Source organism: Janthinobacterium sp. 61, assembly GCF_002846335.1.
Lineage (GTDB): Bacteria > Pseudomonadota > Gammaproteobacteria > Burkholderiales > Burkholderiaceae_D > Janthinobacterium.
The window spans coordinates 5,866,706-5,892,336 of the sequence record NZ_PJMQ01000001.1; the positions used below are offsets into that span (position 1 = coordinate 5,866,706).

At 42.7% G+C, this 25,631-nt stretch carries 27 protein-coding genes; 16 read left to right on the forward strand and 11 right to left on the reverse strand.

The window, feature by feature from the left end; all coding sequences use genetic code 11:
* Position 1 precedes the first annotated feature (1 nt).
* The 5 genes from CLU92_RS26625 to CLU92_RS27590 all read left to right on the forward strand — a co-directional run bounded on the left by CLU92_RS26625 (position 2) and on the right by CLU92_RS27590 (position 4,583).
* On the forward strand, positions 2 to 1,171 hold the full coding sequence (locus CLU92_RS26625) for a GIY-YIG nuclease family protein (RefSeq protein WP_101484321.1): 1,170 nt from the start codon (positions 2 to 4) through the stop codon (positions 1,169 to 1,171).
* A gap of 25 nt (positions 1,172 to 1,196) precedes the next feature.
* Entirely contained in the window at positions 1,197 to 1,796 is a 600-nt protein-coding gene (locus CLU92_RS27585; RefSeq protein WP_143452657.1) for a hypothetical protein, read from the forward strand.
* A 145-nt stretch (positions 1,797 to 1,941) separates the two neighbouring features.
* Positions 1,942 to 2,400 (forward strand): hypothetical protein, encoded by a 459-nt coding sequence (locus CLU92_RS26630; RefSeq protein WP_101484322.1) that lies wholly within the window; start codon positions 1,942 to 1,944, stop codon positions 2,398 to 2,400.
* A 220-nt stretch (positions 2,401 to 2,620) separates the two neighbouring features.
* On the forward strand, positions 2,621 to 2,908 hold the full coding sequence (locus CLU92_RS26635; RefSeq protein ID WP_101484323.1) for an H-NS family nucleoid-associated regulatory protein: 288 nt from the start codon (positions 2,621 to 2,623) through the stop codon (positions 2,906 to 2,908).
* A 1,267-nt stretch (positions 2,909 to 4,175) separates the two neighbouring features.
* Complete coding sequence (locus CLU92_RS27590; RefSeq protein WP_143452658.1) at positions 4,176 to 4,583, forward strand: hypothetical protein; 408 nt, start codon at positions 4,176 to 4,178, stop codon at positions 4,581 to 4,583.
* A 428-nt stretch (positions 4,584 to 5,011) separates the two neighbouring features.
* Here CLU92_RS27590 and CLU92_RS26640 read toward each other — a convergent pair whose 3' ends face one another.
* Positions 5,012 to 5,473: a hypothetical protein gene (locus CLU92_RS26640; RefSeq protein WP_101484324.1), complete on the reverse strand. Its 462-nt coding sequence runs from the start codon at positions 5,471 to 5,473 to the stop codon at positions 5,012 to 5,014.
* A 347-nt stretch (positions 5,474 to 5,820) separates the two neighbouring features.
* Here CLU92_RS26640 and CLU92_RS27595 point away from each other — a divergent pair, with 347 nt between their 5' ends.
* Together CLU92_RS27595 and CLU92_RS26650 are read left to right on the forward strand one after the other, a co-directional pair.
* Positions 5,821 to 6,363 (forward strand): hypothetical protein, encoded by a 543-nt coding sequence (locus CLU92_RS27595; protein WP_143452659.1) that lies wholly within the window; start codon positions 5,821 to 5,823, stop codon positions 6,361 to 6,363.
* A 102-nt stretch (positions 6,364 to 6,465) separates the two neighbouring features.
* On the forward strand, positions 6,466 to 6,840 hold the full coding sequence (locus CLU92_RS26650; RefSeq protein WP_101484326.1) for a hypothetical protein: 375 nt from the start codon (positions 6,466 to 6,468) through the stop codon (positions 6,838 to 6,840).
* A gap of 184 nt (positions 6,841 to 7,024) precedes the next feature.
* Here the strand turns inward: CLU92_RS26650 and CLU92_RS26655 are convergent, their stop codons facing one another.
* Positions 7,025 to 9,817 (reverse strand): DotA/TraY family protein, encoded by a 2,793-nt coding sequence (locus tag CLU92_RS26655; RefSeq protein WP_101484327.1) that lies wholly within the window; start codon positions 9,815 to 9,817, stop codon positions 7,025 to 7,027.
* A gap of 592 nt (positions 9,818 to 10,409) precedes the next feature.
* On the opposite strand from CLU92_RS26655, the gene CLU92_RS26660 reads away from it, so the two are divergent.
* From CLU92_RS26660 to CLU92_RS27935, 5 genes are all read left to right on the forward strand, one after another.
* A complete protein-coding gene (locus tag CLU92_RS26660) occupies positions 10,410 to 11,231 on the forward strand; it encodes a site-specific DNA-methyltransferase (RefSeq protein WP_101484328.1) in 822 nt (273 codons plus the stop codon).
* Positions 11,232 to 11,242: 11 nt separating this feature from the next.
* Complete coding sequence (locus CLU92_RS26665) at positions 11,243 to 11,599, forward strand: hypothetical protein (protein ID WP_101484329.1); 357 nt, start codon at positions 11,243 to 11,245, stop codon at positions 11,597 to 11,599.
* Between the two features lie 1,363 nt (positions 11,600 to 12,962).
* Complete coding sequence (locus CLU92_RS26670) at positions 12,963 to 13,358, forward strand: helix-turn-helix domain-containing protein (protein WP_101484330.1); 396 nt, start codon at positions 12,963 to 12,965, stop codon at positions 13,356 to 13,358.
* A 144-nt stretch (positions 13,359 to 13,502) separates the two neighbouring features.
* Positions 13,503 to 13,970 carry a hypothetical protein gene (locus tag CLU92_RS27930; protein WP_180338594.1) on the forward strand — a complete coding sequence of 156 codons (468 nt, stop codon included), beginning with the start codon at positions 13,503 to 13,505 and terminating at the stop codon, positions 13,968 to 13,970.
* A 108-nt stretch (positions 13,971 to 14,078) separates the two neighbouring features.
* Positions 14,079 to 14,852 (forward strand): hypothetical protein, encoded by a 774-nt coding sequence (locus CLU92_RS27935; protein ID WP_180338595.1) that lies wholly within the window; start codon positions 14,079 to 14,081, stop codon positions 14,850 to 14,852.
* Positions 14,853 to 14,928: 76 nt separating this feature from the next.
* On the opposite strand, the gene CLU92_RS26685 is transcribed toward CLU92_RS27935, so the two are convergent.
* The 8 genes from CLU92_RS26685 to CLU92_RS26720 all read right to left on the reverse strand — a co-directional run bounded on the left by CLU92_RS26685 (position 14,929) and on the right by CLU92_RS26720 (position 21,169).
* A complete protein-coding gene (locus CLU92_RS26685; RefSeq protein ID WP_101484331.1) occupies positions 14,929 to 15,228 on the reverse strand; it encodes a hypothetical protein in 300 nt (99 codons plus the stop codon).
* A gap of 177 nt (positions 15,229 to 15,405) precedes the next feature.
* Positions 15,406 to 16,137 carry a hypothetical protein gene (locus CLU92_RS26690; protein ID WP_101484332.1) on the reverse strand — a complete coding sequence of 244 codons (732 nt, stop codon included), beginning with the start codon at positions 16,135 to 16,137 and terminating at the stop codon, positions 15,406 to 15,408.
* A gap of 134 nt (positions 16,138 to 16,271) precedes the next feature.
* Positions 16,272 to 16,733: a glycine zipper 2TM domain-containing protein gene (locus CLU92_RS26695; protein ID WP_180338596.1), complete on the reverse strand. Its 462-nt coding sequence runs from the start codon at positions 16,731 to 16,733 to the stop codon at positions 16,272 to 16,274.
* A 180-nt stretch (positions 16,734 to 16,913) separates the two neighbouring features.
* A complete protein-coding gene (locus tag CLU92_RS27600) occupies positions 16,914 to 17,486 on the reverse strand; it encodes a hypothetical protein (protein WP_143452660.1) in 573 nt (190 codons plus the stop codon).
* A gap of 281 nt (positions 17,487 to 17,767) precedes the next feature.
* Entirely contained in the window at positions 17,768 to 19,603 is a 1,836-nt protein-coding gene (locus CLU92_RS26705) for an ATP-binding protein (protein ID WP_180338597.1), read from the reverse strand.
* Positions 19,604 to 19,750: 147 nt separating this feature from the next.
* Positions 19,751 to 20,245, reverse strand: a complete 495-nt coding sequence (locus CLU92_RS26710; protein ID WP_101484336.1) for a spore coat U domain-containing protein — start codon at positions 20,243 to 20,245, stop codon at positions 19,751 to 19,753.
* Between the two features lie 284 nt (positions 20,246 to 20,529).
* On the reverse strand, positions 20,530 to 20,868 hold the full coding sequence (locus CLU92_RS26715) for a hypothetical protein (RefSeq protein ID WP_101484337.1): 339 nt from the start codon (positions 20,866 to 20,868) through the stop codon (positions 20,530 to 20,532).
* Positions 20,861 to 21,169: a hypothetical protein gene (locus tag CLU92_RS26720; RefSeq protein WP_101484338.1), complete on the reverse strand. Its 309-nt coding sequence runs from the start codon at positions 21,167 to 21,169 to the stop codon at positions 20,861 to 20,863. The genes CLU92_RS26715 and CLU92_RS26720 overlap by 8 nt, the downstream gene beginning before the upstream one ends.
* A gap of 695 nt (positions 21,170 to 21,864) precedes the next feature.
* Here CLU92_RS26720 and mobC point away from each other — a divergent pair.
* Genes mobC through CLU92_RS26735 form a run of 3 tightly spaced genes read left to right on the forward strand, consistent with a single transcriptional unit; the run spans position 21,865 to position 24,046 of the window.
* Positions 21,865 to 22,281 (forward strand): plasmid mobilization relaxosome protein MobC, encoded by a 417-nt coding sequence (gene mobC, locus CLU92_RS26725; protein ID WP_101484339.1) that lies wholly within the window; start codon positions 21,865 to 21,867, stop codon positions 22,279 to 22,281.
* Complete coding sequence (locus CLU92_RS26730; RefSeq protein ID WP_180338598.1) at positions 22,278 to 22,715, forward strand: hypothetical protein; 438 nt, start codon at positions 22,278 to 22,280, stop codon at positions 22,713 to 22,715. Before mobC ends, CLU92_RS26730 begins: the two co-directional genes overlap by 4 nt.
* On the forward strand, positions 22,712 to 24,046 hold the full coding sequence (locus tag CLU92_RS26735) for a relaxase/mobilization nuclease domain-containing protein (protein WP_101484340.1): 1,335 nt from the start codon (positions 22,712 to 22,714) through the stop codon (positions 24,044 to 24,046). Before CLU92_RS26730 ends, CLU92_RS26735 begins: the two co-directional genes overlap by 4 nt.
* A gap of 35 nt (positions 24,047 to 24,081) precedes the next feature.
* On the opposite strand, the gene CLU92_RS27605 is transcribed toward CLU92_RS26735, so the two are convergent.
* Positions 24,082 to 24,726: a hypothetical protein gene (locus CLU92_RS27605; protein ID WP_143452661.1), complete on the reverse strand. Its 645-nt coding sequence runs from the start codon at positions 24,724 to 24,726 to the stop codon at positions 24,082 to 24,084.
* 141 nt (positions 24,727 to 24,867) lie between these two features.
* On the opposite strand from CLU92_RS27605, the gene CLU92_RS26745 reads away from it, so the two are divergent.
* Positions 24,868 to 25,566 (forward strand): hypothetical protein, encoded by a 699-nt coding sequence (locus CLU92_RS26745; protein WP_101484342.1) that lies wholly within the window; start codon positions 24,868 to 24,870, stop codon positions 25,564 to 25,566.
* Positions 25,567 to 25,631 lie beyond the last annotated feature (65 nt).

Sequence of the window (25,631 nt, forward strand, 5' to 3'; positions counted from 1 at the left end):
CGTGGAGAAGGATTCACTTCTAAAAATTCTGCAAGACGATGATTTGGGCTTACTCAACATTAAGCCCAAGCGTGCTGCTATCACTGTGGATGAACGACTGCTTCAATCGTTCCAGCAGATCAATGATTTCTACCGTCAGCATGGCAAGGAACCAGAGTCCAACCCGGCCGACATCCTTGAGTTCCAACTCTTCAACAGGCTCAAGGGACTACGGGCCAGCAAGGAGAAATGCGAAGCCTTACAGGAGGTTGATGAGTTTCACTTGCTCACCTATATGGAGCCAGCCAAACCCATCACCTCAGTGGCCGACATCTTCGCGGACGATTCGTTTGGGCTACTGGACAACGAAGCGGCCAGTATCTTTGAGCTCAAGCACGTCCCAAAGTCTCCTATGGACATGCCTGAGAAGATCGCACAGCGCAAGCGTTGCAAGGACTTTGAGCAGTTTGAGCACCTGTTCAAGCAGTGCCATTCGGAGCTGACCGCCGGCATTCGTGAAGCACGCCAATTCACTGGGGAGCAGCAGATCCAACCTGGTCACTTCTTCGTGTTGCATGGGGTCATGGTATATGTGTCAGAGGTCGGAGAGAAGGAAGTGAAGAATGGCAAGGTCAACGCACGCCTTCGCTGTATCTTTGAAAACGGCACCGAGTCCAACATGCTGCTTCGGTCCCTGGCTACGGAACTCTACAAGGATGCGACGGGTCGCCGTATTCTGGATCACCACGAGAAGGCGCTTGAAGCTCTAGAACAGATTCAAGCAGGCGACAAGAAGTCAGGCTACCTCTACGTACTTCAGTCCCTCAGTCAAGTGCCAGAAATCGCAGACACGAAGAACCTCTACAAGATTGGCTACTCCACTGTTCCAGTGCAGGAACGAATCAAGAATGCTGCGGAAGAGCCAACCTACCTGATGGCCAAGGTGAAGGTCATTGCTGTGTTTGAGTGCTACAACCTCAATCCCCAGAAGCTGGAACTGTTGCTCCACACCTTTTTTGGCAGTTCCTGCTTGAACGTCGACGTCTATGATAAGCAAGGTAAAAGGTTTTCACCGAGGGAGTGGTTCATAGCACCTCTGCATATCATCGAAGCAGCAGCAGTCATGCTGATCAATGGTGAGATTGTGAATTACCGATATGACCCTGATGCTCAAAGTATAGAAGAACGATAAAGACAGTTAAATAAGGATGACAACAATGAACTCTCAGCTTATTACGCTCTACCATTTCACCAATAGACCAAACATTGAATTGATTCTCAAAGAGAATAATATCAAGGCAGGCCTCTATCGCAAAAACGGAAAACTTGAAAAAGGCTTAATCAGCTTAACCACGGACATAGATCCATATGGTCATGGTCTAACTGATGGGCGTGAAATATCGGTTCCACAAGCGAAGCTACTTGTATATGGGACAGAAAAAGATGATAAATATTTCTGTGTTGATAACACAGAATTTTGCATTCGGCTATCAATTCCAATCGCCTCTGTGATCCTTGCATCAAGTATGCACGACAAGGCTGAGTTAGATCTATTAGAAAAAACAGGGCATCTTCCATGCTCAAGGCACGCCAGCACTGCAGAACTTGTACATGTCGCAAGTCTTCTATCAGCAGGAAAAATAACAGGAAAATCTGCTACTTGGTGGTATCACAAGGGCGATCTGGCTTTAGGTTTGGTTCAATATGATGTTCTTCATAAGTTGCAGAATGGTAGTTACTCTCTTTTAAATAAAGGAGCAACTGGCGATATTGATCTGGCTCCCATTCAAGCGCCATCAATATTTGCGTATTCTTAGGAACCGGCACTTTTTTCAACTCATCATTTATCATAACTTCTCCTTGATAGATAATTCAATGTATTAAATTTAACTTTTAAGTCAAGTATATTCTGGCTATTATTCTTCTTATTGGATTAAATAGAACGACAACTAAGGAAGCAGGATGAATGATAAGCAAGTTGCGGAACTGCGGAAATTTCTCAGTAAGATTACCGATCCCAAGATCAGTGCATTTATTGATTTGAAGAAGCTCTGCCAATCTGGCATCTACAACCTCGCAGTGCAGATGGCCACGGAGCATGCGATTGAGCACAAGAATTACATGTATTTAAACAGTATTTTTGGTTTGATAGATGACACGCCATATGCAATTAACTTCATCACCGCTCTTCGGCCAAGGCTCAACTTTACCCTAACCGATACCAAACCCCGTAAGCTCAAACATGCGACTCTTCACCAAGTAACACAAGCTCCAAATCAACCTACGGCCAAACCGATTGCCGTTAAAAATCCACCACCTAAGCAAGCAAAGATATACGACAATAAGCGAGAAGTGAGTGAGGACGTGATGGACTCACGACTCATGCTACCTGGGAGTTATGGGGCGGGAAGAAGACGATAAAAAAGTATGTTGATTTAAACGAAAAACTCCCCTAGCTCCTTTTTTCCTCTTCTGCACTTGGTCACGTCAGTGAGAGTGCTTCGCCACTCTTCTGGCAAACATGCATATAGTGAAAGACCATCCGACGTGGAGATGCATTAATGATTCTTATTGTTAGGTTTGGGGAATTTACAAAAAATCGTGTAAAGTGCTATCTATCGTCAAACCATTGAAGGAACTTATGCCTACTTATCAGGAATACCAAGCGAAAATCGCTGAACTGCAACAACTTGCCGAAGCTGCACGCAAGGACGAAATTGCAGGCGCCAAGGCAGAAATCGCCTCTATCATGAAGACATATGGTCTGAGCATTGAAGACCTGAAAGATACCAAAACGAAGCCTGTCAAAGCTCCCAAGTCAGTCGCTGTAAAGTATCGCGATGATGCCACTGGCGAAACCTGGACAGGTCGTGGACGTCCTCCACGGTGGCTCGATGGCAAAGACAAGAATCAGTTTCTAATCAAGTGATTCAGGGGCAACGTTTACCCTGGCTGAAGTATCTCCAAGCCACTAGGTAAAATGCGAAAAGCACCTACGGGTGCTTTTTTCCTTCAAGAATATAGGACGGCTCATCAGAAACTGTGCTGTTGGGTATGTTTAAATGGATTAAGAACGTATAAAAAATAAAAGGCTAGTCAGTTAAGACTAGCCTTTTATTTTCGTTAGATTCGGCACCACCCGGTTTCTAACAGCACACCTCTTGACAAATTAAAAATTTACAATATAAGTGTACTACCAAAAGCAATTTAATAATAGTGTATTAATATAAATTTGTCAACAATTAATTTTATGAGTTGCTCTTGGTAAAAAATCAAGGGCATTTTTTTTGCCCAGAAAGATAGATTGAAGTGTTATATGTCATTGGGCAGCGAGAGTAATCAAGCGATTAAAAAGACCCCTTACTCAGCATCGTTCAATCTAGGAAGAAGACAGAATTTTGAGAAAGCTTGTTCTTCGTTGCGCTACAGAGCGACGAACAAATACAGAACTTGAGTGATTGGGAACTAATTGGCAACCAGGAAGTATCCTGTGATCCACCCAACAAGCAATTTCAATATTCTGGAAGTATTCAGTTAGTCATTTGTGTGACGAAAAGAGCATGACTCATAAAAGTAAAGTAATTTGGCGAAACAATTACAGCGATACGGCATAAGATAAGTCCGAACAGTAGAAGGTGAGAATCTACTAAATTAGCCAAATGAAACGAGTCCAATAGCACAAGTGCCACTATGCAGATAGTGGAGCTTCTTTCAAAGCTACTGACGGCAGATTATTCGTACCGATCTGCCACAAGCCAGATGTTGGATGGTGCGAGCAAATATAGGTTTAGGCTTACTTCTTTAAAAGGAAGGTCCTGGATACCCTGCACCCTACCGTTAGATTGGTAGAAAGAAACCAGGATTCGGAAAGGTTGCTAACAACCTCACGGGCCGCAGTTTAATTGAATAAACTCGGGACGAGCAATATTGCTCTGGAACTCAAATTTGTTGAGAATTTTCCAGTTTGCAAGGGATAAGGCTTTGCCGCAGTTTCTTAAGAAACAAGGTAAAGCAATGTACTATCTATAAACATATTAATTAATCATCATCCAAGCAAAGATGATGATGACTCAGTCAAGCAAAGAACATTCTCGTAGAGGTTCTATGAAATAGAATAAAATGGGAAAGCGCAAAAACTTGACAAAATCCTTTAAATTTCATAAATTTCATATATAAATAAGATAATAAGGATTTATATGAATATTGCAGAAAGAAGAAAGCTAGAAGCAGCAGCAAACAAACTTCTTAAAGGATCAGGAAAGAAGTCTAAAGCAAAATACCCTGGAACTAACCTGCCGTTTAAGATTTTCACACAAACTCAGGGTGCATTTATTCCCAATCACGTTCCCAATTGTATTGAGATTTCAAAATTGGAAGACATCAATAGCCGACAAAATAAAGGCAGGTATGAAAACTTGCCAAACAAAACCTATTACAAAATCAATCTAAAGACCCCTGGCATCTATTTTTACCAACACATGGAGATAGTGTTGCGTAAAGATTTCTATTACAAACCAGGCAATTCTGGATTTTTCTTACTTACTATTGATGGAAAGATTCAGCCATTGACTGATGAAGAAGCCCGCGAAAGATTTTCCAAATAATTATGGACAAAACCCATTGCTCAGCGCCGTAGCGTAGACGAATAGTAGGTTTAAATCGTATTTAATAGACTTTATCGAATAGGTGCTCCTACTTAACAATACACAAAAAAATACGCCTGTATTGCACGTATAACCCCTAATGGATGGTTCTCCCGTTATTTATCATATCAACTAAGCTTGTCCTGTTTCGATAGCCAAGATATAGCATTAAGTTAATTGTGGTTCATTGAAGTCAGTGGCCCGGCTGGGAGCACCTACTTCATTTGCTGCGCAAACAAAGCAGGGAGAGGTAAGCCATGCAGCAAAATGACGATGAGCACCCACCTGATGCTCATAATCTTAGCCAATGCCAATGATCGATCACGTAAGTGTAGAGTGCTACGACACTCTTCCAGGAGATCATGCAACGGTTATAAAAACTCTCTTCCTTACATCTTTTTCTTCTTCAGGTTTCTGTAAAAGTTCTTATCTATGGGATCAAATTCACCCACCTTCTCAGAAGCTGCTTTGATCTCTCCTGCCTTTTTGAAGACAAAAGGAGCTAGTATAGTAGCCGGTGGTATTAAAGATAGAAATGCAAGAAATCTTCTTACTTTAAATGCTCCTTTTAAGACTCTATCATCTGATATCACATCGCCGTTTTTAGCTTGTACAGCACAAAGGAACTGGTGCTTAAAATGAGTATTGAAATTCTTTGAGTCAGCGAACTGAAAAGCTCTGCCAGTCTTCATAGCAATCGCCATTTTTTTGTTCATAGCAACACTTTCAAACCTAACTGTCTCTTGATCATTTTTTATCTCAACATACTCATAGACCAAGAATTGTCCTTCATTAGTCACAATGCCATTACCACATAATTGACCTGTTATTGTCTTTAATATTTCACCCATATTTTTCCTTTTCATTGTTCTTCTATTTTGACAAAACAATTAAGAAAGTCAATCAGGGTTGACGTTTCGAAGGCGCAGCGAAACCTGAGCGTCATCGAAATCGAACAAAATTCTCATGCAAAAAAAGGTTATTATTGCAACACAAATATACTTAATGCACCACAGCCGTCTCTCGCCAATCCGTTTCTGGAAAATACCCCACCTCTTACAAGCAGCGCTGGTGGAGCGATTTTCGATACTCAGATCGAAAATAGACGCAAAATTTCGCGTTTCTCTCACGATGTGGCGTACAAATATTGCTTTCCGTTTCGTTTTTGTTATAGTTGACTCATCAATTGGAGAAAAGCATGAGCACACGTCAAACAGCAGTGATTAATGGTCTTCTGGCTGAGAACATTGGCAAAAACGATTTGGTCCGCTCTTACGAGTCTAAGTCACACGCTGCTGAACGCCGGGCATCTGATGCTGAACATAGTGCTCGCATGAATGAAAATTCAGCTAGGGTGGCTGATATTTTGAGTCTCCGTGTGGAGCGACTTGAGAATGAACTTCGTGAAAGTAAGAAAGAAGTACAAGCACATAGAGAGCTGCTTTCCCGCCCTATGAAGGAAATCGCAGACGTGAGTAGCGACTTCAAGAAGACATACGAGATCCAACAGCAGATGCTGGCTGAGTGGATCATGGGGCAAAAGGCATATCGTGAGACGGCCATGCAACTTGGCATTGCTTTGGAAATGACTCCAGAACAAGTTCAAAAGGTTGCGGCTCCTAATTACAAGGCAGTGCTTGAGAATCGCACAGAGCACGGCAACGACGCTACCACCAGTCCTACCCTTAGCACCTATGCCTCAGCAATCCTGGAAGCCCGTAAGAAGAGCGGCAAAGCATAATTTTAACTCATACACTAAAGCACCTTCGGGTGCTTTTTTCACTCATCGCTGTTGACTTTATCTTTTCATTTCATATGTTGATCCTAAACAGGAGGACGGCATATGAAGTGGTTTTCTAGAATACTTAAATTGATAAGAAAGATTTTATCTATGTCTGACCATAGTTTTATTCCCCGCGATAAAGTCACTCAGTTAATTGATATTCGTCAGGTAGTGGCAGGATACGTAATTAAGACTTCCGATGGCACCAAGATAGCTATCGCCATAAAAATTAACAACATTTGGTACTCAATCGCTTTTGATGCCTCATTGGATGCGGAGCTTAGTAAAGCTCTTGGTTATTCCTATTCGGAAGTTTATATTGACGAATGGGCTCAACTCATTTTCGAATATGGAACTATCCTAGAACTCTTGGACAAAAAAGTAATGGAATCTAAGCCTAAGGTAGGGAATAAATTCAATCCAGCCAAAAAATGAACAAGGAAAATAATCCGACGACATCCCCTTATTCCTTGTCCGAAAAAAAGAAGCACATTGAGAAAATTTGGGAGAAAATTCTTAACTCAGAAGCCAGTAAAAATTTCCTTGATGAACAGATCAAGAAAGCTGAAACTATCTTAAACCTCAAGACCAAGTAAAAGCACCCCGAAGGGTGCTTTTTTTATTCCTCTTGTATATCTTTAGGTGCTTCTTCGGGCTCAACCTCCTTCTTCTTTGCCACGCTTACTACTCCATAAGCTTTAGCCATATGTGCCATCATTGCAGGTCCATCATTAGGATTTTCGCTGACTGCTTTATTGAATACATCTTTGAATTGTGGGCCAAGCGCTGCACTCGCTTTCTTCAGATCACTGACAGCCTTTACTGCTTTTCCATTGTCTATCCCACCAGTCTCATTGTTAGCCACTGACCGAATGTAGTCACCGGCGCCTTCGCCAAACTGCTCCGTTGCGTGAGCAAGTAAAGAGTTTGTCACGATCCCTTTAGAGATCTCACTCACAGCCTCCTTTGCGCCACCGTAAGAAGCGAATCCTTCACCTGCTGAGGTTTGCATAGCACCAAGAAATGCAGCCCCTGCATCCTCTCCATGAGGCTCTAATGAATTAACAGCATTGGTCAAATGATGCATCTTCTCCTGGCTTTCAAAACTATCAATATTGTCTGCCGTAATACCCATCATGGAAGCTACCTGATCACCACCGCCACCACCTAGAGATTTATCCATACCAGCTTTAAGACCGTCAAATTCTTTTCTGTTCTTCAAGCCTTGAAAATCCTTATTCTTCGCCTCATTAGCTTCATTGTCTTTCTTTGTTTTGAAATTCTTACCAATGTCACCCAACTGTCTTGCACCATTTTGCATACTTTGAGTAAGTCCACGTCCAGCAGTGAAAGACGCAACTGCTGCAAGACTGCCTTGTGATCCTTCGCCCATCTTACCTGCATATTGCCCAAGCTGATCTCCACCACCACCGATCCATCTCATAAGCTCATCAGGAATAATATGCATCAAGCCAAATGTCTTTTTAATAAATGAAAACATTATGCCTACATAGATAGCAGTACCAGCAATCATACCTATAAAAAATCCAAGACCTTTACCGTCACCTTGACTAAATGAGAATACCTGGAAGAAGACTTTATTGATAAATTCACCCATTACAGAAGAGATCACTATCGCGGCAATAAAACCAAATATTGCCAAGCATGGTCTTAGAAGAAGCCCAAGAACCATCATATATCCATTTCCACCTTTACCAGTCAAATCGTCGCCGTTTGGGTGAAGGTGCATAATTGCCCATAACGGTGCAGCAATTATACTAATTACAACAGCGATCAGCCATCCCCCTAAGATTCCTAGCCACATCATGAACGGCAACATTGGTATTAAGTAGCTCGCTGTAAAAGAAGTTGCAGCCAAGGCCATGATTGGCAAACCTAAGAATCCTATAATGATAAATAATGCATTAGATACCGTTGTAGCTATCGCAGACGCTGAAGGAAATAGTGAAGCAATACCAGCAGCACCAGTTACGCCAATGAGTGTCAGAATCATTCCTGTCCAGAATGCTTGAAGTCTGGAACCCATTTCGTTGATAACTATGACTGGATGCCTCGTGTCATTTTTCAAGTTATACAGATCAATAGAAGTCAAGCCGCGAGTAAGTGCATTCATGATGCGCCCACTAAATCCTAACTCTTGGGTCGCTTTAGAAGCCTGGTTGTCCTTCTTAGAATTAATTGCATTAGCTGCTGAACCATAGTCAGGGTTTCCAGCAGCAATGACCTTCAGTCCAGTAGCTTGCAGCGATTCAGCTTGATCATTGAATGCAGACTTTGAAAACTTGCTATCTGGCACCGCAGCTAAAGCATTAGTAATCTTGTTATTGGTCACAACGGTGTTCATGAAGTAGGCACCTGCCATGAACCAACCATACTTATGAGCAGATTTTGTAGTGTCACTCGGTAACATAGCAACCGCGTTAGCCGCTGTCTTCACAGCAGCCATGTAGTCCATAGTTGCTACCTTTACAGCTTTCGCATAAAACTTCCCAGCACCTTCAACATCCAGGTTGTCTCCCTCCTTAACAAGCTCCTGGGCTGCTTTTTCTGCCACTACAATCATTGCCGCTGTTGCAAGCTCATGTGTTTTATTGATTAGTTGAATATCAGTTGGCTGGAACAAGTCATCTAACGGACCCAAATATCCTCTGTTTGTTGTAGTCGGACCATCGGCCACAGATGAATTCTCAATCTTTTCCCCAAATGTCACTTCGCCACAATCGTTCTTTGACCAACCTGAAGCGATACCTTTTTGATCACCAAAGTTGTAGGTTCTATTGCTATCGTCATACACCGTAGCATAGTTATATCGGCTTTTTATCGTCAACACACTATCAGTCTCTCCGACAGCTTTCTTATTAGACTCAACACAGACCTGAGCCATGAAAATATTTTCGGCTAGTAACTTCACTTTGTCTTCAGTGTTTTTATTGATACTCAAATTGGCTGATACACCGGGGGTTTGCATGTATGAGTCCCATACAAGATCGGCCAAGCCAATACCTTGCAACACTAACCACATGACCATTTGCTGCATCATGCAGTAACCTCCAGGCAAAACTGGTAGCACCAGAGCAGTCCCAAGCGAATAGCGTATTGGTATCCAGACAGAGGAAAACTTCTTGCCTAACATCTCTCCATCGTGCGCTGTTCCCAAGGTACCCGCTAGTAACGTGTATGTAGCAAGGATGCCGCCAATGAGCAAGATTGCTCCATTAAATGTTGAGACGGCGCTGCCAAACGCATCGTTGCCGCCGCTAGAGACTAGTGAGCCAAATATCTGCCCGAGCACCTTTACACTAATGTCGTCGGCAACTGGCTCAAATGGGCCACTTGCAAACGCCAATCTTGGCAACATCGTTACCAAGAATAAAATCCACATCTTTTTCATGTCTACTCCCCTTTTTTATATTTATCTTATTAATTTACAAGACAAAAAACAAAAGGCAAGAAAAATTGCATTTATACCATTAATATTAGATGCTGTAGGCTGGGGTTAGGAAGGCTACGACCTTCCTCCGGGATATCAAGCAGGATAATAAATTCCACTCTTCAATGACGATTGCCCAATAAAAAAGCAAACGGATAAACCGTCTGCTTAGTAAGCCTTACAACCTGGGGAGTCTCTTGCTCATCAATCAATCTAATTGAATATATGCAATTGTCAATATATTTATTAAATTATTTTTCCATTTTTCAATAAGTAAATTCATTATTAATTTATGCATGATCTTCACCTATAGTGTGAAATATTCTAGAAATCAAATATCAGGAATGAGCTAAACGTCAAACGTTAGGTTACTACCTTTGAGTGGCTGTACAAAATTTCCTCGCTAAAACATAATACTCACCATACAGCGACGACATACAAACAGGTAAGAAATTACCTACAGCGATTAACCCACTAACTGCCAACTAAGCGGATGGTCCACTTAGAAGGAGGGAAAAACATATGACATAAACTAAAAAATAAAGGAATAAATATGAATATCACCGAACAAAACTATCTTCTTAACATCGACGGCCAAGCTGGCATCAAAGCAGTTGCAAACCAGTCCATTGACTTGGTGCTTACCGATCCTCCTTATGGCATTGCAAGCAAGAACAAGCTCACAATGGTAGGTGGAAAAATCGTTTCCACCGAAGACGCATGGGGTCACGACTTCAAAGATAGCTGGCCGTGCATTGAAGCCTACTATGAATGGCTTAAGCCCTTCATTGCTGAGTTCGTCCGGGTTCTCAAAGACAACGGCTCCCTTATCCTCTTCTTGGACCGTAAATATACTGGATTGATTGCTCACTACATCGAGCGTGACTTCCACTTGAACTTCAAGAACAAAATCTACTTTAAGAAGAAAAACCCTATCCCAAGTACTGGCTGGAACTACAGGTCCACTATCGAAGAAGCCGTGTGGTTTACGAAAGGCAAACAGTACACCTTCAACTTCGGTAAGCAGTCCGAAATGACACAGGTCTACGAGGGTCCCATCGGTAGGAAGAAGACTAAGCATCCAACTGAAAAATATTCCTGGATGATTGAGCCCCTGATCAAGAATCACAGCAAGCCTGGTGACGTGGTGCTCGATGCCTTCGCTGGATCAGCCACCACCCTGGTAGTAGCTAAGAAACAGGCTAGAAATGCCATTGGCTTTGAGAAGGACACACGGTTTTTTGAGATGGCCAAGGCCCGCATCGAGGCAGAGCAGCTTGAGCTTATCTTCACCGAGCCTGGGGATGACGCAACTATCGTGGGGGAGCTCGATAAGCTCATGGATGAAGAAATGACCGACCTGGTTGCGGCATAAGGAGAGCAGACATGAAAAATATTAATTGCCTGCAATACTGTATCAATGGAATGAATGACAGGATTTTCAGCTTCGCCAACACCAAGGAGGGGAAGAACCTCATTGCAGTCTACAAGAAGTTCTTCTTCACTCCTGAAAACCAAATCAGGGAGCTTCTGATTGCCTATAACAGCTACTTCATGGTTCAAGCAGCAATGCAGCTTAGTGGCAGACCGAAGACCCCAAAGGCTGTGACTGAGTACATGGCTTCTGAGGACTTCAGCAAACTGCAAGATGAACTGGCAAAGACAGTTCAGGATAATTATCCAATGCTCATGTCTTGCCTGAAGAGAAAACAAAAGCGAAAGCTTGAAGCATTGTTTGCATAAAGCCAAAGCACCTTCTGGTGCTTTTTTCTTTCCTAAAAATTTGACTATTTTATTAATTTTAATAATATATATTTATATCAAAGGAAAATAATAATGAAAACAAAATCAACAATAAATATTGCGATTGGTACATTAGTTTTTTTAATCATAAGCCTCAATAGTTCACATGCCAAAGAACAAACTGCAAGAATGGATTGTGACTCAACGTGCGTTGTTCCATCTGGAATGTTAGACCTCATTCCTAAAGCACATACATTCCCAGCCACGCCGACCGTACCTGCTCCAAAACCTACTTGCGGTCCTTCTGGGGGATCGATTCTTCCAGCGGCACCTAGTACATTTCTTTGTTCCTCTGGAAATCCAAGTGTAGTTTTAAGTACAACCAACGATGGTGAAACTACCTATAAATGGACTTGCAGCAATACCAAAGGAGCAGCCTCTTGCATGGCCTATAAACGAGAACCAGGTGTGTGCGGAGCGAGCAATGGCACCACTATCTCATCGACTCCTGACATGTTATGCGCAAGTGGAGATCCAAGCAATCTAAAATTGAATGGGAATCAATATAGCTGGTTCTGCACAGGTAACTACGGTCCGAAGTCTTCATGCACTGCCCAACTCTACACACCACTACCACCTGCATGTGTTGAACCACCTACTCTTATTCAGTGGGGTGGTTTCAGTTGCACATCCAGTAGTGGCCCTATACTCTCTATGTTGGCAACTAGAAGTGTATCAACAGGGACCTTATTACCATTGAGCTCTTGGGTAGAGGCACCCGGAAATCCACAGGTACCATCTGGCTATAGCTGCTCTGCACCTCAACCTACTGGAATCTCTGGAGGATGCTAATAGTAAACATACACATAAAAAATTAAAATCAAAAATCATCAACGATTGATTTTTGATTTTCCCACATTATCTTGAATATATAACGGCTTATGAAGTTCACAGCAGATGATTGCAGAATGGATTTTGGCCCAACGTGCCTACAAGGAAACGGATACCTCTTTTGGTCTTTTGGTGGGTAAAACATCTGAGGAGCTAACGGTGATCACCATTTGCTTAGTCACGTTAGTGGGAAGGCCCGACCTTCCTTCCGATAGATCGCCTGCAACGAGGGGCAGCCCCAATCAAAAAGCACCCGGAGGTGCTTTTTTTTATACCTGATCAACAATTGTTGGTATTTGTGGTGGCTCACCATCCCTCTGCACCTGATCTGGGCTGTTCGCGTCAAAGTCAGATCTATCTTGACTTGCCCCACCCTCTAACTAGACCGACGCTCTAGTGCGCTGCCTTCACCTTGATCTATGCCCTGTTATCAGTCAAAATCATATGAATTTAACTACTACTACCTACAGTGATGACCAATGACAGCGTGAAGCAAAAAGCAAAGCACGAAAAGCTGAAGAAACAGATTGGTTCCAGGATCAAAAGGCGACGGGAAGCGACCGGCTACACCCAGGACATGGTGGCTCAAAGGCTTGGTATAGGAACAGCAGCTTATGCAAGATACGAACAGGGGACGGCAGAGCCGTCGATCACCAGGCTATCCGACATGGCCGACATCTTTGAATGTGGCTTGGACGAACTGATCATAGATAGCAGCGTTCGCGTTGAAGATCAAGCCAAGCGTATTTATTTGGCATTGGAAGACGTTTCGGTCTACGACCGCGAGAGCATCATGCAGGTACTAGAACAGGTCTGCAAGATCGCTTGGAACAAGTCCCGAACAAGAAAATTGCCAGTGGACATCTAACTGTCCAGAACCAGCGATAAATTAATAAATATAAATCGTTTCGCCTATGCATACAAGGAAGCTCTCTCATGGAGCTTTTTTTATTGCACTCACAGTCTTGATTTCTTCCTTCAATTTAATAATATTAATTATTATGGAGGAAATATGAAAAAAATCAATGAAGCAGTAGTGGAGAAATCTATTCCAGTAACAAAAAGAGGTGGAAGAATAGTTTGGATGTTAAAAAATTTTATACATCGTCAAGATGGCCCCGCGATTGAGGATGTAGATGGTAGCCGAGAATGGTGGATTAATGGAAAACTTCACCGTGATGATGGTCCTGCCTTTGAATCTGCTAATGGTAGAAAAGAATGGTATCAGCACGGAAAGCTCCATCGTGATGATGGCCCCGCGATTGAAGACCCTGACGGTATGACTGAATGGTTTTTAAACGGCGTGGAATACACCAAATCGGATTTTCCGCTTAACAAGGTCAAGAGTGTCCAGTCCGCGCTTGAAACACTTGATGATAGTCAACTTAGTGATGTGTCAAACATTGTCTCAGCTATGCTGGCACTGAGAAAAAATTTAAACTCAGCAGTATATACTAAAAAACTAAAAAAAAATTCTTAATAAAGAAAACTTATTTTGGTATTTTTTTCATACCTATAAATTCATCATACTTTTCATTGACTTTACTCTTCGCTTCAATAGCATTGTATAGTTTAATGGAGAGTAAGTATGAAAAATGGAAGACATGTAGAGTTTGGTGATGTGTATTGGTATCTAAACGGCACCTTTCACCGCGAGGATGCACCCGCCATCGAATATCAAGACGGAACAATGCTCTGGTACGCCAATGGGGAAAAACATCGAGAAGATGGTCCCGCTTGTGAATTATCAGACGGTTCTAAGTTTTGGTATAGAAATGGACTACGGCACAGGGAAGATGGGCCAGCAAATGAATACTTTGACGGAACAGTATCATGGTACTTGAATGGAAGACAATATCTGGAAAGTGAATTCAATGAAATAATATCCAACAAGAAATTATCCAGATACACAGGCGAAATCATTCCTGCTGTTGAGAAAAGCGTCAAAGAACAACGTTCAGAAGTATCAAAAGAAACGAATTTCTTTCAAGATTCAAACAACAATCTAAAAGATAGTAAGCTAGGCAGTCCAAGCATGGAGCTTGCTTTTGACATCAAAGATAAGTTAGCAAACAGCAACGGCTTGAAGAAAAATAAGTTTTTGAGACTTGGCATGGGTGCATTAATGACAATGGGGGCTGCATTTCATAACGCTGCTGTCGCAACCGATCATGCTGTTGAATTCTTAGGAACGAAAGCAAAAAAGTATCTTCCAAGATCTAAATATTCTTCCGATCAACATGACAGGCCTACCATCAGAAGTTCTGCTGAAACCAAAGAGACGATTAGCGATCTAAGAGAAGATTTTATTAAACAGAAAAAAATACTTAAAATTGATAATTCTTTCAAGTTAAAGCGATGAAGATTTAAGACATGCAGACCACCTAAGTGGTCTTTTTGCCATTAAAAATATTTTAGAAAAAAAGCTAAAAATATTATCAATGAAAGATATTTATTTCTCTAATCTTGCCCTTCAATGCGATCTCAACCTTCTTCTCAGTCGTGAGGATTTTTTGATTTGTGACGTCACCAACTAAAATTTCACTTCCGCCACCATCCGTGTAAAGAAGATATATTTCTTGCAAGCCATTGGGATGGTTTTTTATCTTGAAGATAACTCGGTCATTTAATGGATACAAATCACCATATAACTCAACAAATTTCATCTTAAATACCTTTCTTCGATAGTTGGTTTTTCGTCTAAAGCTATTTCTTTTCTTTATTTTCCTGATACTCATGTTGCTCTCCTTTTAGAGAACAACTTACAAAATCATTTAACTCTGTCAAGATCTGTAAGCCAGAACGCTCCGACGTTCTTCCAATACATGAAATTCTCTTTGGGGGCTGGCGCCAGCCAAGGGGCAGCAAACTAACTATAACCCCTATTATTGCCTAGAAAGTGTGACAATGGGTGGTCAGGTCAAATCGATTTCCAGTACGTAGGCTGGCACATGCTTACCATCATGAAAAGCCTTTCCTGCTGGGTAGTCCTTCCTCACCAATGTTTCAGAGAACCACGACAGACTTGCGCCAGCGGCGAACACTACCTCGTTCTCATGGCCAAGAGCCATACCCTTACGTTTGTACGCGAACGCCTTTGTCGCGGACTCTGCAACTCGTATGACGAGTAGATCGATACGCCCCGCTTCGTAAGCCTTGCCGTTGTGGTCTGCATTTCTCAAAGCCACTTGAGGACAGAGAGAGGTCGACAACGGCCTATCCGTGACCAACGAGGTTCCACCTAGCCATACTCCCGCATGGAACAATACCTGCCCTGGTGGGAGGTAGCGCCCGAACTCGTTGATCTCCTTGTTTACCTCATATGCATCGTAATGGGGGTAGCTGCTTTTGTATTTTTTAAGCCCTGGTGGAGTTGCCCTTGGCATAGCTAGGCGCCACTGGTTATAGTTGTGATCGCAGTCCAAGGCATTATTGACATGATTCCCTAATGCGCCATCAGCCCCTACTTTAGCCATATATATAGCCGCTTCAAATCCGTTAGTAACGGTAGCGATTAACCTATCGTTTGTGCGTGCATACATCGTCCCAGTTCGACGGAAATCCTCTAACATTTCTTCTTGAGTGGCATCTCTGGTGGTCCACACTTCAAACGGCTGGCTGAAGGGATCAACTATCGGTAATATCATGTGCACTATCCTTGTCTCATTGCTGTTCTCTAAATTATGCCATATCCATAGAGCAACAAAAGCAAGTCACGTGACCTGAGTCCTTTGAAAGTAAAAAAGCACCCGAAGGTGCTTCCCGATTCCTCAAAGTTGATTCAATTTACCGCTTCAATCGTTGCCTGCTTTCCTTGCTGAATAATCTTCACCGTCTGACCAATCCTGAAACCCACATCACTGGTCGTGATCGGCACTACCGCACCGTCAGGCATCCTTACCTGCAAATCCATGACGGATCTCAGCTCTTCCCTTTTTCCAACCTGACTCCCGGCCGCAGCACCAGCGAGAGCACCCAAAACCGTCATGGCTTTCTTGCCATTGCCCTTGCCAAACTGATTGCCCAACACACCACCGGCCAAACCACCGACTACAGCGCCAGTCGGGTTTGCATGCTGCTCCAACACTTGGCGAGGCTGTGCCGCAACGACCTGGCCGTAGATCACCAATGGCGGTTCTCCACGAACTGCTGCACAGCCTGTCAACACCAACACCATGACCAGCAAGCCATTCCTTGCGGCGCCAATACATTTGCCTCCATACCCTTGGTGCAGCTTCTTCATAATTCCCCGTGCAGTTATCGTTCGTCGAAATACCTTGCCAACCGGCCAAGGCATTATCAACTCAGAACTTAAACCAAATATTCAGAATTGATATCCAACTTTAACGTACGTTCTTCTTTTTCGGGCTGAGAATTTACCACCATAGAACGAAATAAACGAAGAAGATCTAAACGGCGAGGATCACCACTTGGGTTTAACACCTCTAGACGTTTCACCTTCGTCAAAAAAATCTTTTCTCAGAGCTAAAATTCTGTTCTCTACAACTTTCACTGACTTGCCGTAATAACCACTAACATAGGCAAGCTTCCTGGAGTCAAACGGCTTCGGTAGGAAGTCTTGGTCTGGAATCTTGATCCCATGCCGGTACCACTCCGTTACGCCGTCAGAACCTTCCACAGCCGGTCCCTTCATACGATGCAGCTTTCCCTCTTGGTACCAAGCCTTCGCTCCACTGCCAGCTTCTACGGCTGGCCCGTCAACACGGTGTAACTGACCGTCCTTATACCAAGAGCAACTACCGTCTGCATTGACGACTGCAGGACCGCCGATACGGTGTCTAAGCCCACCAACCCACCATTCCTTGGCACCATCTCCCCATATGACTGCTGGACCATCTTCTCTGTGCAACTCCCCTTGGTGATACCAGGATTTTGAACCATCACTCTCTATACACGCAGGGGCATCTTCTCTATGCAGTTGATCATTAAAATACCAAAGTTCCAAGCCATCTTCTTCATATCGTCCATTCTTCAAAGGGGAATCTCCTAATTTACCCCTAGAACGAGACTAGCGTATTGCAAGCAAATATCAATAGAAATCCAGTATCGACTTTAGCGAGATTTTGAAGTTACACACGCAAGATTTTACTCTTCAGCCAAGCAATAAAAAAAGCACCTTCCTGGCGCTTTTTATCTTAACATTCCACCGCTACACCAGTAAAAATCATATGAATTTAACTAAAAAGAGGTAATTAGGGAGAGGGTAGCGTGAGCAAAAAGTAGTGAAAAATCCTCACTAATACCTGCTACCCCAGCCTACTTAGCAACGTCAAACCTCAGCACCTCTTCAAACACCTTGTTTCTGGCCTTCGCATCTTTGATCAATGCGCTAGCTGGCATGACATACAGGTGAAGAGGTATCTCACTATTCAAACCAATCGAGAAATCGTTATAAACGACTCTATCATTCAAAGAAAAGACATCCTTGAATCCAGTTTGCTTCATATCCCTGTAGAACGCATCATCAATTTCTACCACTGAGAAAGCAAAAACCTCACGCACTGTTCCTATCTTTTCGGCAAGCTCACTGGCATAAAGCCTACATTGCATTAAGGCTTTATTATTTTCAAAAATGTCGGCCCCAGGTTTTTTAAATTCAATGATCACAAGCTTATTAGGATGGTTTTCGCTGTCTTTTGAGAAAAATACTGCGACATCCGGGCGACGCTGTTGTTTGACTTCTACCGAGTGTCCAACATCCTCAATGATCTTCGCCAGCGTTTCTTCGCTGTAGATGTTGGAATAGGACAAAAATTTATCATCCACCAGCCAAACATTGTTCTCTCTAATCTCACTGCCGTCTGTGCGCTTTGGAAGGATAGCGTTATGTAATGCATCTTCAGCACTAGTAGGGGGCATACGAGCAAGCGAGTCAATCACTAATGCTCTATGAACAATGAAACGAGCCAAGTCCTCACTGGCAAGGTGCGACACATCATCTAACGACACAGGCCGTCCACTTTCCAACGCATCAATAAGCTGGTCTTCTTTCCTGGCTTGTTGAGCTCTGTAAGTCTTGACGACCTCATCAGCATCAAGCAACGCAGCATTGCCTCCAAGTGAATCTAATTTTATAAATGGATAGTATTTCTTGAGTTTTTCAATATTATCAATCTTAAATTTATCAATATCTCCTTCAGCAGATTCATTAATCATCTTCATGCATTCCTCGTGAATACGAGGCGTCAGTTTTTCCCGACTAATGGGAGACACCATATCTGTATCCTCATCCGTCTTAGGAAGTTCAAGGCGTTGACGCTCAATATTTGAACGATGATTAAAGTAGTCGGAAGTGACAAAAATCAGATGGCGGCAAATGTCAAAGCGTTTGCTAATTACATACTCTTCAATACACAACTGGTCAGCGCAGAGCATGGCAACAATACCCTTGCGAGGCGCATCATCCCTAAACAGGTAACATTTGAACTTCTCACCTTCGACGTCAAATTCGTTCTCAAGCTCAGCCTCAATTGAGTCACCAGAAAAAACATATACCTCGTCAAAAGGTTGGCGTGAATTATGTGTAAATCTAAGACTAATGGTATGACCAGCTTGGTGTTTTAAGAACAAGATCAAGCGTAAATCGTCGCATATTGAGTTAACTAATTTCGTTACTTGCGTGTTGATCTTATCCTTTAAGTCCATGAGCATGATGCTTGTACTTCGTGCACCACCCTTTGGTGACTTTTTCACGTCATCCAGTTTGAACTCCGGCGTATATGGGAACTCTACAAGTTCGTGCTCGAGCTGACTTCTTATTTGGACAGTTTTGGCGTATTTAAGAAAAGCAAGACGGCCAACGCCTTTGCCGCCAATGTTGTCCTTATGGCTGGTACAAATTTCGTCAAAAAAGTTCAGGTTCTCACTGGTAAAACCTACACCGTCATCAATGATAGTGATCGCCTCCAGACTACGGCGTTCTTCACTACCAGGTGAAAGTTCTTGTTGCCGCTCTGAGAAATGAAGATCAACAGAAATGTTGTTGCTTTCAGCATGAATGGCATTGGTCAGTGCTTCACGAATCACGTCACGTGCACTAACCCCACCTCGGTAGTGTTCAGCGATAAATTTTCTTAAGTTAATTCGTGCCACTGTCTGCCCAATTCATCAGAGTTCGCAAGCAATGCCTGCCGTATAGGTTAGCTGAACTAGCGTCAGCTTTCACAGTTTAACTCAGGCCCACATGGAGTAGCAATCTAAAAAATAGCACCCGAAGGTGCACTTGTTAAATTTATGGAATCAATAAAAAACTGATACAATCAAATTATCACTATATGTATCTGGTTTTATATATTGACCTGAATTTACTTTTCCATAAATAGTATTGGTTTGTACTTCACCACTTCCTTTTCCACTCCAAATTGATCCACCATCTCCTGGTAGACCATTCCCCCATAATGCCACTCTACCTTCGTCAACATAAAGGTTGTAGCTCAATTTGTCATTGTTCCCGGTAATTGTGCCAACCATTTCGCGTGATCTAATCTCTCCAGAACTACCACTGCTAAGACCTAACTTATATTGAACAGACTTACTACATGTAAAACTGATGGTTCCTGTTGCATTTACGGCATCTGCTGAATTAATGGTTCCAAAATTCACATTTGTCGATGTTACAGAGCAACTTGAGTTCATTACTGCATTTGCTTGGAAGTTACTCGTCGTACTTCCAGCCATCGCAGTGCTAGAAGCAAAAGTAACAAGTAACGCTGCTAATATTTTTCCCTTTTTCATTTATATTTATCCTTTTTTATAGTTATATTTTAATACTAACAATTGACATTCACAAGTCAACATAAAATTATTGCAAATTAAACACTAATTCATGCCGGCAACATAAAAGCCAAACCCCACTTGGCACAGCGCAAGGCAAATGCTGGCATTGCATACATTGCTATGTCCCATCCACAGCCTCAAAACCTTACTCACGGCTGATACGCCAGTGAGAGTGCTTCGCCACTCTTCTACACATGAGGTCCCTTGAGGGACCGGCGCAAGCCAAGGGTGCTTCTTGAAGGTTATTCACCTTCCTCATCATGCTCCGCACCCTCGTTTCCCTTGACCCTAGCCAACTGCCTTTTGAGCTTATCCCTCTCCTTTTTCATTGCATGGAAATCCTTAGCCAATTTTAAAACCTCTCGCTCAAGTGATTCTTTCTCATCGGCCCATTCTTTGGTTTGCCTCTCAAGCTTTATTTCGTTGCTTTTAGCTCTAAGCATAAACGTCAAAAAGGTAGTGTTGAAACTAAACTTACCTCCATCGTCTATGACTTCCAAAACGTTCAAAGGAAGATAATAATTCAGAGGCTTTTCCCCACATGCTTTTAAATATACCAACCTATCGTCAGGCTCACTCATCTTGATCGCCTCCACGATCTAAATTGTTGGAATCAAAGAGGCTGCTATCAACATCACCTGAATTCTTGACCACGTTCCTAAGACCTTCAAACTTCTCATGCTCTCTCTTATTCAATCCATCGAGAAACCACTTCTGCTTCATCTGATACTCAATATCTTTATCAAGTAGCTCTTCAATTCTTTCTTCAAAACTCATCCCTTTAGTGGCATAAATATACTTTGCCTGCATGTATGTCGCTCTGGAAATACGCGGACCTATCCGTACCGTACCCTTTACAGCTTTAATTATTTCTTTTGCCATGATTAATTCTCCTAATGGTTCCCAAATCATTTAAGCGCAAGCTTTACTGAAGTCAACCCCAGTAACTCATCTTCTTTTTCTGGCACTGAGTCATAGCCGTCATGGATAAAAAATAAAATTACACAATCAGTTCATGTCGCATAGACACATATATGTCGCATGGGATTTATCACAAATAGAAATAACTATTCATTGCGCTCATGTCTCATAGACACAAACATGTCGCATGAAACTTAACGCACACAGAAATTACGACGCATTGGCCTCATGTCTCATAGACACAAGCATGTCTCATGAACGTGAAACCACATAGGAATTACAACACATTGGCTTCATGTCGCGTGGAGTCATCCATGTCTCATGAACACGATTACACATAGAAATTATGACTCATCAACATTAACTTCCATATAAATTATGACTCATTAATATTACTTCCATGCAAATTCTTATACATGAAATATTTACTCATGAGACGTGAGTAAATTTGACATCCAAAATCGTTACGCTAATCTTTAAAGGAGGGTCGTTACTCCTACCCCCTACAAACAGGAAAAAACAAAGAAATTTAGTTAAAGCAAGGTCAATCAATCCTACGTTACCCATTTCATGGCTACTTTAGGTTGAATATTGTGGGTTTCACCCACACCCGCTGCTGCCGCGAGGCTCGAAAAATTAACAATAAGGATCGTTAAATGAAGTATAAAAAAAAGAATATTGACCCTAAAGTCAAACAACGCTCAGGACAAACCGGCGTCGAAGCCAATAAATCAAAACGAACTAAGCGTTTTGAAATCAGATTCACACCTGAAGAGTGGGCCGCTCTTCAAGAAAGAGCAATCGAAGCAGGAGCTTCTTCTACCGCCATCCATGCTCGCGCCTTGCTTCTACCAAGTAATCACCAGGCTAACAATGAGACAAAGGTAGAACATAAGCTTCGTATTCAGCTTCTCGCTTCATTGGGAAAAATAGGTAGCAATATCAATCAGATTGCCCGTGCTCTCAATCGCATGAAGGTTTGGAACTCTACAACACAGGGAATGTTCGAAGAACTGACAAAAATTCAAGATGGCGTTTCCACCATAACAACAATATTTAAGGAACGAAAATGAAGAACGGAAGATATGAAAATGTTGAAGCGGTCTACTGGTATTTGAATAACCAACTACACCGTGAAGATGGTCCAGCTATTGAACGTCTGAGTGGCACCAAGGAGTGGTATCTGAACGGCCAGAGACATCGTGAAAATGGCCCTGCTGTTGAATCAGCGAACGGCACCAAGGAGTGGTGGTTTAACGGTCAGCGACATAGAGAAGATGGACCTGCCGTTGAAGCTTTAGATAAATCCAAGCATTGGTATCAGCATGGAAAAAGACATCGTGAAGACGGCCCAGCCTTTGAATGGTTCCATGCCAAAAAATACTTCTTAAACGACCAAGAACTCACAGAAGAAGAATTCAACCAGTGGCTCATGAAGAAAAAACTCAATGAAAAACTTCATGCCACCTTTGAACCAAAATCTAAAGAGAAGAAGAAAAAGATATGAATGTCACCATTTTTTCAACTGGCAAAGGAGGTTCTGAATCAGCCGTTAGATACCTACTCAGTGACACCGATCATGAAGGCAAGAAACGCTCTATCCTTCCTGAGATTATTTTTGGCGATCCACTTACCTTTGAAGACATAGCCAATGCTACCAACAGGCTGCACAAGTATACTTCGGGTGTCGTCGCCTTCCGCGATAACGAATCCGTGACACCTGAACAGATCAACACAGTCATTGAAACCTTCCGTTCGACCTTCATGCCTGGTCTGAAGGTGGATGAGAACTTTGCAGACTTCTGGGTGGCCCACAGGGACAAGGGCAATCTTGAGCTTCACTTCCTGGTTGCCAACACGGAACTGACCACCGGCCAGCAGCTCAACATTCATCCACCTGGTGAGAAAAACATAGCTTTTTTCAATGCATTCTCTGCCGTCATGAACGACAGCTTGGGCTTCGCCCAGGTTGTGGCCGATCCTCTCAAAATCTCTCTTAAGCCTTTTGAGGCCAAGTCTCCAAACGGCAAGAAGGATAAGAAGGCTAAGAACGACTTCGCCAAGGTCCTCCACTCAGAAATCACCAATGGCTTTGTCAGCAATCGCAACCAACTCATTGGCTTCATAAAGCGTAACGGTGTGAACGTGGACAAGGTAGGCACCGACTTCATAACCGTGCGACTACCTGGCGCACAGAAAAACACCCGCTTGAAGGGGCCACTGTTTGCCAAGGACAGCGATTATGCAGCAATCGTTGCCGATCATCACCAAGCCAAGATCCCGAGGTTTCTGTCCCCTTCTGAAGCCCAAGAACAGAAGGACAAGCTCGTAGCAGGAATCGAGGCCAGAACAGCTTTCAATCAGCGTCGCTACCTCACTCCCAAACCTGGTGCGAATCGCAATAGAGCCACTGCCAAGAGCTCGCAACCACGTCCTGATACCAAGGACAAGCAAGTCAAGGAACATCAACCTGGCAAGGACAGCGCCGGCACTTTGGACAAGCACCTAGTCACATTGAAGGAACAAGCAGATCCTGCCACGACTGGTCCGCAGGCGAACCTTCCACACCGAGTAGCACGCCGCAACGACGATAAGGAGCAGGCCAGCACGTTACCTTCAGTCATGGGTTCGGCTCTTGGTGGATTGGAAGCGCAGATAGGCAGCATGTCCATGCAGTACCACAGCCTGCTTCTTATGCTGGCAAGCGCAAAGGGGCCAAGAGCTTTCAAGCTCAAGTCCCAGATTATGATCATAGAACAAAAACTGGCAGCATTAAATCTTGAGCTTGAGAAAAAGAAATTACAACTCATCATAGATCCACAAGTCAAGCCAATATAAAAAAGCACCAAAAGGTGCTTTTTTAATCAATCAGTTCATTTTCCTACACTACAAGACTCGGAATAGTTTCCATGAGGTTGTCCTTGACTATCATAGCCTTGACAAACCCATATATGTCTAGTTTCATCATCTGCCACATCAACGAATCTTCCAAGTGCGCAACTATTTTTTGCCGGGCCACAATGACCGTAGATTACAGATACGGTTGGTAGCTCTGCTGGTTTTTCCTCCACAGGCTGATACTGAGGAATGTCTTGCGTGACGCTAGGGACTATAGCTGGAACAGGAGTATCTTTTTTGGCACTGCAAGATTCTGAGTAGTTGCCATGAGGCTGACCTTGTTCGTTATACCCCTGGCAAACCCATATATGCCTGGTGGCATCATCTGCAACGTCAACAAATTTACCAGTCGCGCAACTATTCGATACCGGGCCACAGTGACCATAGATTGCAGTCTGCTGTTGTACAAACTTATTGCCATATTGCTGCTGTGCTATGTTGTTGTTTTGGTTGCATATGTTCTCATACAACCCCAAAAATGGCTGAGTAGTAGGTTTTGGCTTAGAGCAAAGTTCAAAAGGATTTGATACTGCGCTGTTGTAGATCCCAGATATTGAGGCACCATTTTGAGCCCAAGCACAACTCATCAAACAACCCAATACTAGTAATATTTTTTTCATCTTATCTCCCTGTTATTTTTTCTACCATTAATATACAAGGAATTTTTAATAAATCAAATTTGCCATTACTCAGTTAAATTCATATGATTTTAACTTGACAGTAATCTGACTCCTGCTATATGTACAAAAACAGGAGAGGTCATGATCAAGAAAAAGAACAATACATATAAGCACATAAAAGACAACATCACAAAATTAACACTCATTCAGCAGGCAACGAGCATATCACCAGAAACACTAACAGCAATTTTTCTCTCCACTGTCGAAGAAGAAAATCTTCACATAAGGAAGAAGACTCAAGAGGGATACTGGAATTGGGACTTAGCAGACAAAACAGCTTACAAATACTTCGGAAGGCAGTCAGCAAAATATCGCAAGGAAATGCAGTCTAATGATAGCTTTACAGTTATGCTTGAATTTATAAAATCAGCATCCTTGAGCAAAGGATACTTCGGGCATAACTATAACGAATTAATAGCTCACTATCGAAATGAGGAAGCGAAACTAAAGAAATTTTCACGTAAAGCTTTCATTGAGGCTCACCCAATCACGCCAAGCATGTCACCGAAAGAGAAGGCATTGAGAAATCAAAGATTGGGAAAAATCTCTGTAGAGCATTGGATAGGTGATATTGTCCATTACGACTACTTCAATCAAGCACCCGGATTCATGATGGAGAAAGTAAAAGCCGCCATTGACGCCATTAAATTGTATGTAACGAATCTTCTCAATGACAAGCAATTAGACATCGATCTCATGAAGCTAACAACCAACCAAAGGCTCGAAATTAAACTACAACCTAAACCACAGGTAGCGAAGAAGAAGGTGATCAAGATATAAGCATTCACCACCTGGTAAAAATCCACTTATCCCAGTCAGAAAATGCCGGTAGGCCAGAACGCCGC